A 15,864-nucleotide genomic window follows, 5' to 3' on the forward strand; every position below is an offset into this window, starting at 1 on the left:
TACGCGCCTGTGGGGCAGGCCACGCAAAGAGTCTGCAACCGGCATGGCATTCCCCATGCGGGCCGAGCCATCGGTGAAGACGGATGTGCTGAAGTTGCCACCGCCGCCGGATGTCCTGGATCCGCATGTCCTGTATCCACGCAGTCTGCCCGCAACCTTCGACCGTGTTGCCTGTAACCTGGGCCACTTGACGGCGGAGCAAGCGGCGGCGCTGCGTCAGCGCGCGTCGGAAAGCGGGCTCTACGTCGAGGATCTTGCCAAAGGGCTTGGCCTGACCGATGACAACGTTCAGGAAGTGCTGGCGGTGCACGCGTGTGAAGTCTATGTGGATGCGCGGCACTTCGGCACCCCGCGGCTTCTGACGTGGGAGGCCAAACTGCGGCGCAGCGGCGCAGCCCCGCAATTGCGCAAGGTGTCCGCGCAGGAGCTGGCCGTGCTGCGACAGCAGCGCGGCTCCGGCCAGCAGCTGGATACTGACCTGCAGACCTTGAGCCTGGCGCGGCGGCTGATCGCGGATTGCGCTGTCCTGATCGCCTCGGACATCCACATTCTGGTCCGCGAGCACCATACGGAGATTCAGGTACGGATCAAGGGCGACCTGCGCACGATCTCGGCCTTGTCGATGCGCCGGGAGGAAGGGGAACGCCTGATTCGCGCCATGTACACCGGCTTGGCCACCGTGAAGGCGGCCACCTACAACCCGCTGGACGTGCAGGACGCCCAGATCGCGGGCGACGCGCTGCCGGGCACTGGCATTTCGAGCGTGCGGATTGTGCGCGGACCCGCTTACCCGGTAGAGAGCGGCGGCGGCTTTCTCGTGGCGCGGCTGCAATATCGTGAGCACCACGAGGGAGCCCGCAAGGCCGATGCCATCGAGGCGGCAAAGCGCCTGGACTTGCGCATCCCCGAGGCGTCGCCCAGCGCGTTCAAGCTTGGTCAGATGGGATACACGCCGCTCCAGGTGGAGCTCGTCTCGCAACTGCTGCGTCGTCCCATGGGCGTGATCGTCGTGACGGGTCCGACCGGCAGCGGCAAGACGACGACGCTCTTTGAGTGCACCCGCCATCAAGCGCGGCTATTCCCGCAGAAGCGCCTCATCACCATCGAGAACCCAACCGAGTATCCGATGGACTGGGCGATCCAGCTTGTTACGGAAAGCGAACGATTTCCCGAGATGCTGCGCATGACGCTGCGGATGGACCCGGATGTCATCCTGCTAGGTGAAATCCGGGGTGTAGAGGAGGCCATCGCCACACTGCAGGCCGCTGCCACGGGTCATTTGGTGGCGACCACCCTGCACGTCACCGATCCCTTCGAAACCTTTTCGCGCCTGGCGATGTTGGATCACGTGCGACTGGCGATGGAAGTCATCTGCAATCACAACCAGATTATCGGTCTGATTGCACAGCGGATTGTCCCGCTGCTCTGTCCCGAATGCGCCGTTCCACTCGAAAGCGCGCAGGCAAATCTGCCGGACTACATGCTGCGCGCGGTGCGCTCGTGGGGAGATACGTCTGCCGTGCGAGTCCGTGGGGCTGGCTGCGATCACTGCCATGGCGAGGCGATCATTGGCCAACAGGCGGTGGCTGAGGTCGTGGTGGCCAGTGAGGCGCTGATGCAGGACTGCATTGAGCACGGCGTGTTGGTCGCGAGGCGGAACCACCGGGCGCGGCATGGTTCCGACAAGCCGATGATTGCCCATGCGATGGATCTCGTCCTGACCGGCCGGCTTGATCCGGTGGACGCCGAGCGTAGTGTTGACGCCATTCCAATGCGGGAGGAATCGTGAGCGGACTGTCATGGGCAATGCGGCGACGCCTGTATCAGCAGGCATCCAGCCAGTTGGAGAACGGGCTGACCCTCGCCCAGATTCTGGACGATTTCCGAGAGCGGCAGGCAAGGCGCGGACGCAAGCGCGCGGCAGACGCTGCACACGAGGTTGGTCGCCAGGTCCGGGACGGCAAGACCCTGATGGCGGCAATGGGTACGAGCCTCAGCGACCTTGAGCGAAGCGTGCTGGACGCGGGCGAGAAGGCAGGGCAATTGTCGGACGCGATGCGGCTTGTACTGGACGTGCGGGATCTGACGACTCGCCTTCGCCAGAAACTGCAGGCGAGCTTCTTTGCGCCCGCGGTGTACCTCGTGACGCTCTACGTGGTCTTGCTGCTGATCGGTGGCTACATCGTGCCGCAGTTCCTTGACGTCCTGCCGCTCGAAAAGTGGACGGACTGGGCCTATGCAATGTACTGGATGGGGCAGCTGGCGGTAGGGTGGCCGGCGCCAGTGATCTTCGGAGGGTTGGGTGCGTATGCCCTATGGAGCTGGTGGGCACTGTCCAGATGGACCGGCCGGGGCAGGCGGTTCTGTGACCAGCACGTGTTCCCTTTCACCGCATACCGGGAGATCACCGGCTTCACCTGGTTGATGTCGTTTGTCGCCCTGCTGCGGGCGAACGTTCCTGATATCGCCGCGCTGGAGGGACAGATCGGCTCGGCATCGCCGTGGCTGGCGTCTCGCCTGCGGCCGATTCGGCTCGGGCTGGCCGATGGCCTTGACCTGGCGGAAGCGATGCGCCAGACCGGGAACGGCTTTCCGTCCCTGGATCTGATCGACGAGATCGGCGCGTATGCGGGCTTCGACGACTTCACGGAGAAGATCACGGTGGCCGTGCGGCAAAACGCTGAGGTCATCGAGCGGCAGCTGCTTGCGAAAGGGATGGTGATGTCAGCAGTCTTCACCGGCCTGATGTTCCTGGCCTTCGTGGTGCTGCAACTCGGCTCCAACTCTCTCTCATCGATCCTCACGTCCTCGATGGGGCAGTTCTAACCTACGACAGTTTCAAACTCAAAAGGGGTATCACATGGATGGAATTCTCGGGCGCATCGTCGCCATCGTCTTGGGCCTGCTCGCACTGGTAGGCATTGCTTATGCCGGCTACAACGGCTTTCAAAGTCACAAGGCCGGCGTCGTTGCGACGAACATTGCGCAGGTGATTACGAACGCCCGTGCCGGGTTCTCGCAGGGCAACAACGGCTACACGAATTTCACGACGGCGAACGCTCCAGCGATGATCACCGGCGGGATGTTTCCGACGGACATGGTCCGCGGTACGGCGCTGGTCGATCCGTGGGGCAACGCAGTCACGCTGTCGTCGGCCAACAACGGCTCCCAGGGCGTCATCACCTTTGGCGGGGGCAACGCACAGACGGCGAAGCAATGCGTGAGCGCGGCTCTTGGCCTGAAGGACTACGTGACGCTGACGGTAGGCTCCACGACGTTCAATCAGAACAACATGCCCGACCAGGCCACTGCAGGCGCGGCGTGTAGCGCTACTGCGGCCTTCGCGCTCACCTTCCAGTAAGCAAGCAAGGCGGCCGCCTTAAAGCAACGCGTGAGCGGCCCTTGGCCTCAAGGACTATGTATCACTGATCGTTGGGACCACAACGTTCACGCAGGCTGCTTTGCCTGACCAGGCGACCGCGGGCGCTGCGTGCAGTGCAACCGCTGCCTTTACGCTCGTCACCAGGAGAAATGTCATGGGTTTCCTGATCATGCCGATTGCCACGGTCCTGTTCTGTCTTGGGGTCGTGGCCCAGCTTGCGCAGCTGTCGCAGGCGGCACCGGGTGCCGGTGTGCCCGGGCGCATGGAATCCGTCGCGACTGTCACGGCACAGCAGGCACAGGCCTACGGCGCAGCCTGCGTAGCGACCGCCGGCGCGACGCCCGGCCTGGTCGGCGCAAGTGTGGTGGCGGTACTGCCGACGGGCATGGCGGCCCCTGCGGACGCTGGCTGTATGGCCGTGGCCAACCCGGCCGGCGGGCGGGACGTCTACGGGTATATGCGCGTGTCTTCAGGGGCGAGCGCCTCGCTGCTCGGCAGCACACAAGGCAGCCTGGCTTGGTTTCGGGTCCGAAGCCAAGGCACGGCTGTCAATCTAGCAACCGGCGCGGCATACAGCGTGCCGGCGAACATTCCCGTTGGGGCGCTGGTCCACTGGGTCCAGCTGAACACCTGAGAAACGCATGGAAGCGATCCTCGGATATCTCATCGCGCTGATGCTCTCGATGCTGAGCCTTGCTGGCTTTGCGACGTGGGCGAAGGCAGGCGTCACGAACGTGCAGACCGCAGCCGCGGCGAGCCAAATGCTGGTGTTTGACAAGGCGGCCCTGCAGTTCGTGCAGGACGAAGCCGCAACGCTGGTCGCCCAGGCAACGGCGAGTGTGCCGGTATCGGTCACGACAACGATGCTGGTCAATGGTGGCTATCTGCCCGCCGGATTCTCAGCGACGAACGTGTTCGGGCAGTCCTGGCTACTTCAGGTCTTGCAGCCAACGCCAAACAACCTGCAGGCGCTCGTCACATCGCAGGGCGGCCGTGCCATCACGGACACGCGCCAACTGGTGCAGATCGCCGCGCAAGCTGGTGCGCAGGGCGGATTCGTGCCTTATGCGGGACAGAACGGCGATCCAACGATGGTGTCCTCCAAGGCCTATGGGGCATACGGCGCATGGCAGGTGCCGCTGGCGAACTACACCAACCCGGGAAGCGGCCGTCTGGCGTCGTTGCTGGCATTCGCTGGCGCGCAGGCTAACAACGGCTATCTGTACCGGGTACAGGTTCCGGGCCATCCCGAGCTGAATCAGATGCAGACGTCGATCGATATGGCCGGCAACGACGTCAACAACGCTAGGCGGGTAACCGCAAACACGTCGCTGACGAGTGGGGGCGAGACCTACCTCACTAATACCGGCAGCCCCGGCGCGGCCTGCAGCGTCGATACCTCAGCCCGTAGAAGCACCACAGGCACTGGTTTCGTGATCTGCTCCGGCGGAATCTGGCAGCCCGTTGGTACTGCGGTGGCAAACGTCTTTGAAGGTATGTGGTGCGGAAACAATGGCCAGATCGCGACAGGAGGAACGAACATCGGCTACGTCTGCAAGGGCAACCGATATGTCGCGTTGAACAACGCGCTGGGGAATTTGTCGATCACGCGCAAGTTCGAAAACGTGACGGATGGCATGACGTTCTCCAAGGATAACTGTCCTGGTGGCACCGCATGGGCGCTATACACGCCTAAACAAGAAATGGTGAATATCACGGGCTACGTGATGCCGCCGATTCAAGGAACGTACTTTTCGATGAACGACTACGGTACCTACTGGTACGCGCAGGCTAGCGCTATGTCGCCAGCCGCGTGGTATGGCGGTAATGATACCGGCGCGCTTGGGGGCCAGCTGGTTGGCACCGTCACAACGGGCTGTATGTTCTAGAAACATTGGATGGATCTATGAAGCGTTTTATTCTGGCGTGCGTTCTGGCTACTGAGGTCGCCGCGGCTAACGCACAGCTGTATTCGTACCCAGCGCCGCCGATGACCGTCGCAGACTGCAAAGGTGGACATATCTGGAGGATGAAGAACGGATTACCTACCTGTGGATTCGCGGATCCGCCGCCTCCGCCACCCCCGCCACCGCCCCCGCCCCCACCGGCATGCCAGTATGAATACAAACGCTTCGCCATCTATATCGGCGATATGGGCTATTGTTCAGCAGATGGCGGCTGTTCGGGCACGGGATACATGATTTACTACGGAGGCGCCATTGTCGCGAGTGAAATGTGGGTTGACACATGGGATTGGCCCTCTCTTAACGCTCGCGCCGTTGCCGCCATCGCAACAACTGGATACAGCCTCGGCAGAGGCCTTGGGACCGAAATAGGCAATGGCAATAACATGGGAGTCTCCATTAACGAAGTCTGCCGGTAGAAAGACGGAATAGCGACCTCAAAGAGAAAGGCCCCCGCAGGGGCCATTCTTGCTTTCGGTGCCTACTTGCAGCGAGTCTTAGAACGCCGTGAAGCTCCACGACTTGGTGATCGCCACGCCGTTGCGCGCGCCGCTGAAGGTAGCGGTGTAGGTGCCTGCGGCAAGCGGTTGCGTCGGCAGCATGAAGACCACGCCAGCGTAGAGATTCTTGTCCTCGATCGCGCTGGCCACGGAACCGGCCTTCGCCTTCGACGGAACCAGCACGCGCACCGGGATGGCGGCGCCACCAGGCCCGCTCAGCGTGAAGCTGGAAACGGTCAGCACATCATTGGCGTCCGGGGCCGGTACACGGAACATGATCGGGCGCCCTGCGCTGGTCAGATCCGGTGCCGGATTCGGCGACTCGGCGGCGGGCGTAAATCCACCGTAGACGGTTTCATTGTCCACCGGGCTGTATGCAACGGCGTTGCTGGCCAACTGCTGGCCACCCCACTGCGGCAGACCGTACCCGCTCCCGTTGGCGCCGGTTACGACACCGAAGTTTATGACGCAGTACCCATGACGCGCTGCAAATCCGACGGATTCTTGGTTCCCGGTGATAGCCTGCAAATGGTAGACGGTATCCTTGAAGTCGCCAAGACAGTCGGTAGAACCGCTTGCAACCTGCCCGATCCACTGGTTCTTGTTACCACCAGCTGCAACAACTTGGTCGTATGGATTAACGCCTGTAAAGCCAGCGCTGCCTGCCACTTCGAGATGCCCTCTGGTGCCATTCGTTTTCATGTACCCCAGATGGTTGTCCGCGGCGACATCGAGGGCAGTATCCTGCTTCAAGGCACCAACGCCCATCTTGATCCGATAGTCGTTCAGGGCATTGAACGCTGCCAGGCGCAAGTCACCTCCGGGGTAGGAGGAAGCCGGGGCCGTTGTCGCGGGCGGTACCGACGTTGGTTCCTGGGGAGTCGTCGGCGTGGTAGGGGGCGGGCTTGCCTGCTTGGACCCGCCGTCGTCGCCACCGCCGCCACCGCAGGCGGCCAGCGCGAGCAGCGAGGCGAGGGCGAGTGCGGAGAGACCAGGCTTAATCATCGTTTTCATTGTTTTTCCTTCTCGTGATTTGAAATTTTATCCTACCGTCTTGAATCGAAAGTCAAGGCTGCGGCACGGGACGCGAGCTAGTGACGCGGGCAGCCACGCGTGACAATTGGAGTTAATCGGCATAACGGCGCATGGCTGCGAGACTTGAGAACGGGACGGATCAAGTCCGCTCGCCCGCCTCGTTGGAAGTCTCGGGGACTGGCCTTAGCTGTCGTAAAGGTAGGAGCCGCAGTGGTTGCAAAGATGCTGGTCGCGATTGGACAGCAGACCGCTGTTGCGCCACATCCGAATGCTGCCGGAATTGCAATGGGCGCAGGCGATGCCCCGGTTGGTTCGGCAATGCGGGTACTGCGCCAGGTATTGCTTCAGCGAGACGTGCTTCTGGCGTGTGACAAACAGGAGGACGAATGGCGTGGCGAGGGTCAACACATACGCCAGCGCGCCCCAAAGCCTGGGATTCCTGCCACGACGGTGGGCAAGGTAGGCCGTGTAGAGAATGCACAGCCCTTGAAACATCCAAAATCCGTAGTCCAAGAGACCTCCCTTAGGATGCTGGTGACGTGGCGTGTCAGCGCACGCCGGTGGGTGTCAGAGCTTCTTTTTGCGCGGCCGCGTTCGCCCGACCCGTCCCACGTTCGGGGACGTGAGTGTGCCGCTACAGCTTGGGCACAGGACCGAATGCGCCAGGTCGCCGCTCGCGGTCAGGTATGCGGTGCTGCAGGTGCGGCATGCGCGCACATCCAGATCATGCTCGGTTGCCATTGAGCGCAACAGGTGGAATGCCCGGTCGGCGGTAACCTTGGACTCATCGCCGAACATGTGCCTGCCAGTATCGACCGCGGAAATGAACGCCTCGGGAATGGTGGCACCCGTCGCAAACGCAGAGCGGAACAGCCAGAGATGGAACGTTGATTGCAAACGCTTCCCAGCGGATTCCAGGTACCAACCGGACGAGGTTGGCGAATGACCGGACGGCGAGGATTCGCCATGGATGCGGAGATACATCTGGCGCACCGTCGTGACGTTCATATTGAACAACGATGCAACGCCTTTGGCGCGGCACTTGAAGTAGACGAACGCCTCGGCATAGGCTTCCTGCAGTGGACGCGCCATCCTAAGACCGCCCCAAGCGCCGGAGTGCGGCAGCTTGTCGGCTTTTACCGGAGAGTGCACCATCAGGTAGTGCGCCATGACTTCACAAGACAGACGACCCGCGCTGGCTTCGGCCCAGAACATGGGATTGGCGAAGCGCCACTTAAACAGCGGGATCGCCCGCGACGAGATCGCGAGTTCCACGCGGTGCTGCGGAAGCGTGCGCAGGTACTCGGCCAGTTCGTTGGAGATGCCAAGGAGCGGTGCGGCGAGCACCGACATATTGAGGACGTCGTACAGGGTGCCCACGTAGAGCCGGTTGTACTGCTCCAGCAGCATCTTGTCCACCGGCGTCAACTCGGGAGTCGCCATTGCCAACCTGTCAAAGGTCAGCGTTGACGTGGAGCCTTCAGTAAAACAAGCCCAGTCTGCCGGTGTTTCCAGGGTAGGCGCGAAGGCGAGAAACGGCGAGCCAAGAACTGTTGAAGACTGCCCGACGCTGTCACGCAAGGCCTGAATATCATCCTTCTTCGCGCCAAATATCGCCTCGAACATGGGCTTCACGGCGAGGGTATTGACCACCGCGGTGGACAGGCGCAGGTTTGCTGACAGCGTGCGATCCCGCACCCATGCGGGATGCAGGAATTGCTCGTGAAACGTTCTGGTGTGGCGTCGTGTCATTCTGGTGTCTCTCAAGCGGTCTTTGCTGCGGCGAGCAGTTCCTGGTGGAAGGTGGCCACCGAAGCGGCCAGGGAGGCGAGCGTGCTGCGATGGTCGCGCAACTCGCGAGCCTGCTGGCAGGATTGAAACTTTCCGCGTAGCGCGTCGAAGTCCGCAACGAGGCCCTCGAGGCGCAGACCGATATGGCGTTCGGCAGGTGGCGCGCTTAGCGCCGGAGCGGGTGACTCGTTGGCAGCGATGGCCTCCCGCGTGCCGGCGAGTTGCGCCTCGGATGCCTGAAGCTCGCAGGTCACCTGTTGCAGCCGGGCTTGGGCGTCTTCGATGGCCTGTGTCACGGACGCATAGCCCTCCGGAACCACTGGCACCTCCTTGACGTCGACGCGGATCTTCATATCTGCGAGCTGGCGCTGCAGGTCGGCCTTCTCCCGGTTGACCTTCTCGACAGCCATCTGCAGGGCGTCGACGTTTGCGCTCTGTGAGGCGAGGGCAGTCTGGGCCTCCACAAGGGCGGCTTGTTGGGCCTCGGTACTTCGGCCGGCGGAGGCGATCTGCTCTTTCAGGTACTTCAGTTCGAACTGGTATTGATCCTGCTGCGCCATGCTGGCCGAAAGTTCTTCCTCGGTGCCGGCAAGCTGGGTCTCCAGCGTCTCCATCTCCGCGGCCAGTGCGCGGTAGCGGTCAATGAAGGGCAAGATTTCGTGCCGGCTGAACGATTCGTTTGCCTTCTTGGCCTTGACGACTAGGGCAACTTCGTCTGCCGTGATGTCGAGTCGCTTGAGAGTGTTCAGTTCGCCGACATTCAGGAAGGTCAGCGCATCGTTGTTGTGCATGAAGCGCTCGTAGATTTGGACGTAGCGCTTGGCTGACCACTTGGGGATCTTGAGCGAGTGCTCCGCAAATCGGTAGAGCAGCGTGCGCGCTTCATTTGCCGCCTGGGCCGGGTCAGAGCGGTGAGCGGTCAGCGATGTGCACATGATGTGCTGGATCTGTGCGAGCCGAGAACCGATCATGACGTGCTCGGAGAAGATCCGCTCACGTGCAATGGCAATCTCTTCGCCCGCCTGGACGATCCTTGCGATTGCGGTCTGGTCAAAGTAGGGCGTTAGTTGCTCACGTGCCAGGTCCAGAATGGACGGCTGGCGGGAGCTATCCGTCAGTTCAAATTTGCTTTTCTTATCCATGTTCTTGTCGTAGTGAAGGCGGGCCGAGAGCGGGAGCCTGACCCTTTCCTCACCCTAATGGATGGTGAAAGAAGTCAAGTCAACGCATCGCGCAGCACAGAGGTTAAAGCGACTTGCGACGCGTATTGCGGTCGTAAGCTCGCTTTTTTGGGGCCCTTTACCTTGTCAAGGTGTAAAGCGCGGCGATTTCGCCCTTCTTTTATCGGCTCAATATGCATAGGTGTTAACACTCATCCCACTTGCGTGGGGTGTGGCACATGGGCGCACCCGAAGCCGGATGTGTGTGTAACCGGCAGGCTTGGGAATGCTATTGGCCGCTGTTGCATGCAGGGAATGGGGCGAGCACATGAGTCCACCCTACTGGTGATAACAGTGCGAATTCACTCGCGTTACCGCAAATAGGGTGGACTCATGTGCTCGGGGCGCGCAGAGGCTCCGACCCTTTCCCGTTTCGGTCATGGCCCTTGCTGGCGTCTGGGTTTCTGCGCTACTATGGGTCCACTTCTCGCGTCCCTGACGCATCGACTTTCGACAAGCAGTTCGGGCCTCCTGGGCTTGCTTCGTCCCCGTAGTTCACTTCCCTCGCGATTTCCCCTTGCGCAGCGCCTTTGCTCGATGCCCAGGCATCCGGCAAGCGCGTTGCCGCTCCAAGGATTCCTTGCTCACCTGAGCATCGAATAATCGCCCGACCTATCTGTCGGGAAATCCCATTTACTGTTTTCAAGAGAGAAAACCATGGAATCCTTGGCCAATTTGCTGCGCTCGCCTGCCCGCCTGTTCTTCACGCTGATGGCAATTTACGTGGCATCACAATCAGCAGTCTGCGGTCTCTTCCTCGCGATTGTTGGGGCGTCGTGGTGCTATCACAAGATCTTCGGCCGTAAGCACGCTGTGCCGACGCCGCAAGATGTGGTCATGCCCAAGCCGCAAGCTGCAACTGTTGCAGAACCCGAGCAATCGCAGACGCGACAAGCGCCTGTGTATGCGAAGTCCCCTGTCGTTGTCCCGTTGAAACGTCAGGACGCTGCCCGTCGCAGCGCCTGACCTGCTCCGCCCTCGTGTGAGGGCGGCCTATCCACCTGTCGTGGGAACCTTGTTCCCACCGGCAGGTGGGCTAGGGTTCCCGCTCGGAGAACCCTATGGAAATGAAACCCGCCGGCTGGCAACTCGATTTCTTCGGGGACGCCGCGCCTGTTGTGAACGATCCTCCCAAGCGCGACCCGCTGCCCGATCCAATGTATTGGAGCGAGACCGTGCGCGACCAGATGATCGATGCGCTCATCAGTCTCGCCTGCGACAGCCGTCGCGGTGACAACCTGCCCGAGTCGCTGGCTGACTGCGCTGAACTGCTGCGTGCGCGCATGCAGGGCAAGGCAGTCGAGAAGGACGACTTCGACATGACGCTTGGCTGGATCTTCGGCTACTGGGACGGGGCATTGCCCTATGCCTATGTATGCGCCGTCACTGGCGTCGATCCCGAGGTGCTGCAGGACATCATCCTCAATCACCCCCGTCTCAAGCGCGACCTGGAGGAAGTTCGCCGGATGCGCTGTGGCACCCTGCTGTAGGAGTTGCCGTGGCATTTATCCAGCGATTCCTTGGCGTCCTGCAGGACGCCCTACAGCCTCGCCCGGCCGAATCCGCTCCAGCCGGCGCGCAAGCCGTCGGTACCGGCTCGCGCAACGAGGTTCACATCGAGATCGGCGGCGTGCCGAATCTCTTCCGCGACGAAGGCGAGCGCATCGTTCACTTCGTTGCTGCCTTCGACCCCCGCCCGACTGTGACGCGCTTCGGCCAGAAGCTGCTGCCTGATCCGGTTCCCTACTGGAGCCTGACAGGGGAGCATCCCGGCGCGAAACTGTCCGGCGTCATCGCCACCGCCATCCGCGCGCACGCCACGCCGGCGGCGCGCACGGACGTGCCGACCGGCAACGGCGCTGTCCAGTCCCCTCATGAGACCCAGCCCAGTTCCCAGCGAGCGGCATCCGATATGCCGAAGACAGCGGCACGACGCGAGCCAGGCACCGCGGTGCATCGTGGCACGATCGCCTTCTGGGGCGAGGCTGAATTCCCTGACCGCAAGCGCGTCGGCGGCACCTACACCTCGTTCGCACTGAAGCTGGAAACGGCGACAGGCGTTGAAACGCTGCAAGGCGAGGGGCTCAAGGACGCCATCGCGGAAACCGGTTGCCAACTTGGCGACCTGGTGGAGGTGCGGCGGCTGAAGAAGGTCAAGGTTCCGGCCTTCCACCGTAGATCGGGGAAGCCAAAACTCGATAACAACGGCCAGCAGATCCTGTGGGACAAGTGGCTGTGGTCGATAACCCGTTCAGATTAATCAATAAGGAAATTTTCCATGGCATCCGTCAACAAAGTCATTCTCGTTGGCAACCTCGGGGCTGATCCCGAAGTGCGTTACCTGCCCAGCGGTGACGCCGTCACCAACATTCGAATCGCCACCACCGACCGCTACAAGGACAAGCAGAGCGGGGAGATGAAGGAAGCCACCGAGTGGCACCGGATCTCGTTTTTCGGCAAGCTCGCTGAGGTCGCGGGCCAGTACCTGAAGAAGGGCTCATCGGTCTATATCGAAGGCCGCATTCGTACCCGCAAGTGGCAGGATCAGTCCGGCCAGGACAAGTACAGCACCGAGATCGTTGCCGATCAGATGCAGATGCTTGGCAGCCGCCAGGGTGGCAGCACCGGTGATGACGATGGCTACGGCCAACAGTCGTCCCGTCAGTCGCAAGGTCAGCAGCCGGCCCGCCAGTCGCAGGGCGAGCAGGGCGGCCAGCAGCGCAGGAGTGCGCCACCGCGTCAGCAGCAAGCGCCATCGAACGGGTTCGCGGACATGGATAACGATATCCCGTTTTGAGATTGTGTAAGGAAAATCTGTAAAGAAGACCCCGCCTTCGTGCGGGGTTTTTTCTTTTCTATCAGTACCTTATGGGGCGGTGGGGCAGTGTAAAGATACCGGGGTATGTTGCGCACAGCGAATAAATCTTTGTCAGGAAGCGTGACCGTCAACTTTCGAGCTGGCGTTCGAGACCGTGCGCGATCCTGATTCATCAGGCTCGTGGTCCCGAAGCTGCTGGCATTGATTCGGCCCCGAAGCGGGTGAAGCTTTGAAGTCACCAGAAATAGCCGTACGTGACACAGAAAAGTCGTAAACATTGCCTACGGTGGTTCGGACGCGCTGGCCGGGAGACAGCCCATGCACGCCCGATTCCATGTGGTGATCGTTCGCCACCCAGACGGAGAGCGATTGCCAATCCTGCTCGATGCGAGCAGGCAGCCCATTGGCTGGATCAACGCCTACGCGATCCAGCGCCTTCGCCCTCGGCTGGCGGCCAACAGCCTGGCCAAGTCGCTGCATATCCTGGGCTTCCTATGGTCGTGGGCGGCGAAACAACCATTCTCGCTGCAGGAGCGCCTGAACACCGGTGAAGGCCTCTCTCCAGACGAGATCGTGAGTCAGCTTTACCCGTGGCTGCGGCGTAGCTTCCAGGGACACCCGAAGGTGCACAAGCTGGTGGTTTCGCCCAGCACGGTTGCGCAGCGATTGCAGGTCGTCGCCCGATTCATTAGCTGGCATCTTGAATGCGCCATGGCGCGTTGGTCACCCGGGAGCGCGGAGTTGCGCGACATCAGGGACAGGCTGAAGATAATCGAGCGCGCGTTTGCCCACGCAGGGCGCGCTCGCGTCGCGTCGCCACAGCACGCGAGGCCGCTGTCCGAGGAAGAAGTCACTCGGCTCTTGATGGTGTGTCGCCCCGGCAGTGATAAGAATCCATGGAAGCGGCCCTATCAGGAGCGCAACTACCTCATCGTGCTGATGTTGCTGCTGCTGGGGCTGCGGCGAGGGGAGTTACTCAAGCTGAGAGTGGGAGATTGCTTGCTGTCGCGCAGGATTCCAGAGGTACGAATCGAGCGATCTCCAGATGACGCAAGAGACCCCAGGCGCAGCGAGCCCCAGGTCAAGACAGATTCGCGACAGCTACCTTGTGACGCCTCCCTTGCCCGGCTTCTCAATGCCTACATCTGCCAGACCCGCCGCGAAATTGCAGGCGCGGACAAAACGCCCTTCCTGTTCCTGAGCCGAGATGGAAAGCCCATGAGTCTGGCACGCGTCAACGGCGTACTGGGCCAGGTCGGGGCGATGGATCCGGAATTCCGCGATCTGCATCCCCACTCTCTGCGCAGCACGTGTGCCACCAGCTTCCGGGCACAAGGTCTGCGAAACGGTCTGGACGAGGACAGAATCGAGAAACACATGATGTACTTCTTCAGTTGGCGGTCGTCGGATTCGCTCAGACCCTACGTGGCGGAGGCCATCCGCAGGGAGTCATGCGAGCTCAGCCTTGGCTATCAGTCTTTGCTCTTTGCGTGTCAGACCGCGGAGACTGGCAATGACCAATGGTGAGATCAATTGTGCGATTGAGACATTGCTGAGCAGACACCGGCTCGCGCTGTTGCCAAACCATGTCATTGATCGAGACGGCCGTCGCATGGACATGACTAGCGCGCGATGGAAGTTCAATGTACCGACCGCGCATGCGACATTCGATTGGGCGAAGCATTCTGATGGCAATGTCATCGTGGGCTACGCCGTGCGAAGGTGGGCAGCAATGCTGCTGACCCAGCAATCTGGGACGAGCGTTGTAAACGCTCTGAAGACAGTCGTTGGCGCGCTGCGAGGTAGAACTTGTGACGCGGACACTGGGGATGGCGCGCTGCGGCAACATTGGGAATTGCTGTCGTCCATTGAGCACGCTGACGATCTGCAGGATGCGCTGCGCCGGCACCTGATGAAGTCGATTCAAGTTCTACGTGCCCGTAAGGCGATGGATGGCTTTTACTTGCTGCGAAGCTGGTATCTCTGGTCGGCGGAAATGCTGGAGTGCCTAGGCTTCGATGAGGAGTTCGCACTGGATCTGGACGACACGCCGGTTGCGGCGCGGTACTCACGCCTGGCCGTGGAGCTGGAAGACGAAGAGTGCGGTCCGCTATGGGATACAGAGGTGACAGTTCTGCGGCGTGCATTGGCAGAAGATCGGTCGCCGGCGCGGTCACACGTGATGCAGCGCGCTGCTGTAGCGCTAAGCTTGGCCTACGGTCGCAATCCGTCGAACTTCTGTCTCTTGAGAGAGACGGATCTGTCGAATCGGCTTGCCGGCTTCAATGTGCCGCCACAATGGGTGCTGTCCATTCCCAGAATCAAGAAGCGGGGGCAGAGGGTCCGTCAGCAGTTTGTTGAAGAGCGGGTGAGTGATGAACTTCTCGTCATGCTGCAGGATCTCCTTGCCATGAATCAAGGGATTGACTGTGGTGGATACCCGCGGCCGCTCTTTATGCGAGCCGACGCCGATGCCTGGAGAGCAGGGACAGGTGTGGACGAGTACGCGTACCACATGACGGTCAAGGAGTTCTTGTGGCTCATACGGAAGTTTGCAACCCGGATGGCCATCGTCTCTCCTAGGACAGCAGCTGAGCTTCGCCTTAGTTCGCGCCGGTTGAGGTACACGTTTGCGACGACGATGGTGGAGCTTGGCGTCTCCAAGACGGTTCTCGCCACGATGCTTGATCACTCTGATACGCAGCATGTGCGTGTCTACTACGCATTGAAGGGGAGGCGGCTGACACGCATCCTGGATCAAGCGGCTGCGATACGGCTTGGCCCCCTCATGAAGCTGTTCAAGGGGACGCCCATTGGAACAAGCCAGGCGGAAACCGGAAAGGTGAGCCCGGACAAGAAGATCCGCTTCGTGGGCGACATGAACGCGGTGCCACCGGTGGAAATTGGGGCATGTGGGCAGCCACGGAGTTGCTCGCTGGATCCTCCGTTCTCCTGCTACCTGTGCCCAAAGTTCCAGCCCTATGTGGAGGCAGACCATCAGGCCGTACTGGTCGAGTTGATTCGTGGGCGAGAGGCCCGTCGCAGCCGGCTCGGCATGCGCCTATCGGTCCAGATGGATGACGTGATCTACGCCGTGGCGGAAGTTGTGCAACTCGTTGCTGGCTATGGAAAGCGGAACGGCAAGCAGACGTAA

The 15,864-nt window shown here is 61.2% G+C and carries 15 protein-coding genes; 11 read left to right on the plus strand and 4 right to left on the minus strand.

The window, feature by feature from the left end; genetic code table 11:
* Positions 1-43: 43 nt before the first annotated feature.
* The 5 genes from AC1Q7H_RS32810 to pilV all read left to right on the plus strand — a co-directional run bounded on the left by AC1Q7H_RS32810 (position 44) and on the right by pilV (position 5,271).
* Complete coding sequence (locus tag AC1Q7H_RS32810) at positions 44-1,789, plus strand: GspE/PulE family protein (RefSeq protein ID WP_492316525.1); 1,746 nt, start codon at positions 44-46, stop codon at positions 1,787-1,789.
* Positions 1,786-2,826: a type II secretion system F family protein gene (locus AC1Q7H_RS32815; protein ID WP_439672810.1), complete on the plus strand. Its 1,041-nt coding sequence runs from the start codon at positions 1,786-1,788 to the stop codon at positions 2,824-2,826. Before AC1Q7H_RS32810 ends, AC1Q7H_RS32815 begins: the two co-directional genes overlap by 4 nt.
* Positions 2,827-2,860: 34 nt before the next feature.
* Positions 2,861-3,361 (plus strand): type 4 pilus major pilin, encoded by a 501-nt coding sequence (locus AC1Q7H_RS32820; RefSeq protein ID WP_492316526.1) that lies wholly within the window; start codon positions 2,861-2,863, stop codon positions 3,359-3,361.
* A gap of 175 nt (positions 3,362-3,536) precedes the next feature.
* Complete coding sequence (locus AC1Q7H_RS32825; RefSeq protein WP_492316527.1) at positions 3,537-4,016, plus strand: hypothetical protein; 480 nt, start codon at positions 3,537-3,539, stop codon at positions 4,014-4,016.
* A gap of 7 nt (positions 4,017-4,023) precedes the next feature.
* The gene (gene pilV, locus AC1Q7H_RS32830) at positions 4,024-5,271 is read left to right on the plus strand and encodes a shufflon system plasmid conjugative transfer pilus tip adhesin PilV (RefSeq protein WP_492316528.1); all 1,248 of its coding nucleotides are present in this window, start codon (positions 4,024-4,026) and stop codon (positions 5,269-5,271) included.
* 572 nt (positions 5,272-5,843) lie between these two features.
* Here pilV and AC1Q7H_RS32835 read toward each other — a convergent pair.
* From AC1Q7H_RS32835 to AC1Q7H_RS32850, 4 genes are all read right to left on the minus strand, one after another.
* Positions 5,844-6,860, minus strand: a complete 1,017-nt coding sequence (locus AC1Q7H_RS32835; protein ID WP_492316529.1) for a CAP domain-containing protein — start codon at positions 6,858-6,860, stop codon at positions 5,844-5,846.
* Positions 6,861-7,064: 204 nt separating this feature from the next.
* Positions 7,065-7,376, minus strand: a complete 312-nt coding sequence (locus AC1Q7H_RS32840) for a hypothetical protein (RefSeq protein ID WP_492382149.1) — start codon at positions 7,374-7,376, stop codon at positions 7,065-7,067.
* A gap of 72 nt (positions 7,377-7,448) precedes the next feature.
* A complete protein-coding gene (locus AC1Q7H_RS32845; protein ID WP_492316531.1) occupies positions 7,449-8,633 on the minus strand; it encodes a FlhC family transcriptional regulator in 1,185 nt (394 codons plus the stop codon).
* An 11-nt stretch (positions 8,634-8,644) separates the two neighbouring features.
* Positions 8,645-9,814 carry a hypothetical protein gene (locus tag AC1Q7H_RS32850; RefSeq protein ID WP_492316532.1) on the minus strand — a complete coding sequence of 390 codons (1,170 nt, stop codon included), beginning with the start codon at positions 9,812-9,814 and terminating at the stop codon, positions 8,645-8,647.
* Positions 9,815-10,549: 735 nt separating this feature from the next.
* On the opposite strand from AC1Q7H_RS32850, the gene AC1Q7H_RS32855 reads away from it, so the two are divergent.
* From AC1Q7H_RS32855 to AC1Q7H_RS32880, 6 genes are all read left to right on the plus strand, one after another.
* Positions 10,550-10,858 carry a hypothetical protein gene (locus AC1Q7H_RS32855; protein WP_492316533.1) on the plus strand — a complete coding sequence of 103 codons (309 nt, stop codon included), beginning with the start codon at positions 10,550-10,552 and terminating at the stop codon, positions 10,856-10,858.
* Between the two features lie 95 nt (positions 10,859-10,953).
* Positions 10,954-11,382 (plus strand): hypothetical protein, encoded by a 429-nt coding sequence (locus tag AC1Q7H_RS32860; RefSeq protein WP_492316534.1) that lies wholly within the window; start codon positions 10,954-10,956, stop codon positions 11,380-11,382.
* An 8-nt stretch (positions 11,383-11,390) separates the two neighbouring features.
* Entirely contained in the window at positions 11,391-12,152 is a 762-nt protein-coding gene (locus AC1Q7H_RS32865) for a hypothetical protein (RefSeq protein WP_492316535.1), read from the plus strand.
* Positions 12,153-12,170: 18 nt separating this feature from the next.
* Positions 12,171-12,689: a single-stranded DNA-binding protein gene (locus AC1Q7H_RS32870; protein ID WP_492316536.1), complete on the plus strand. Its 519-nt coding sequence runs from the start codon at positions 12,171-12,173 to the stop codon at positions 12,687-12,689.
* Positions 12,690-13,028: 339 nt separating this feature from the next.
* Positions 13,029-14,237, plus strand: coding sequence for a tyrosine-type recombinase/integrase (locus tag AC1Q7H_RS32875; RefSeq protein WP_492316537.1), 1,209 nt, complete (start codon positions 13,029-13,031; stop codon positions 14,235-14,237).
* A complete protein-coding gene (locus AC1Q7H_RS32880; protein WP_114131538.1) occupies positions 14,224-15,864 on the plus strand; it encodes a tyrosine-type recombinase/integrase in 1,641 nt (546 codons plus the stop codon). Before AC1Q7H_RS32875 ends, AC1Q7H_RS32880 begins: the two co-directional genes overlap by 14 nt.

The organism is Cupriavidus sp. GW823-FHT06D04, from assembly GCF_058795055.1.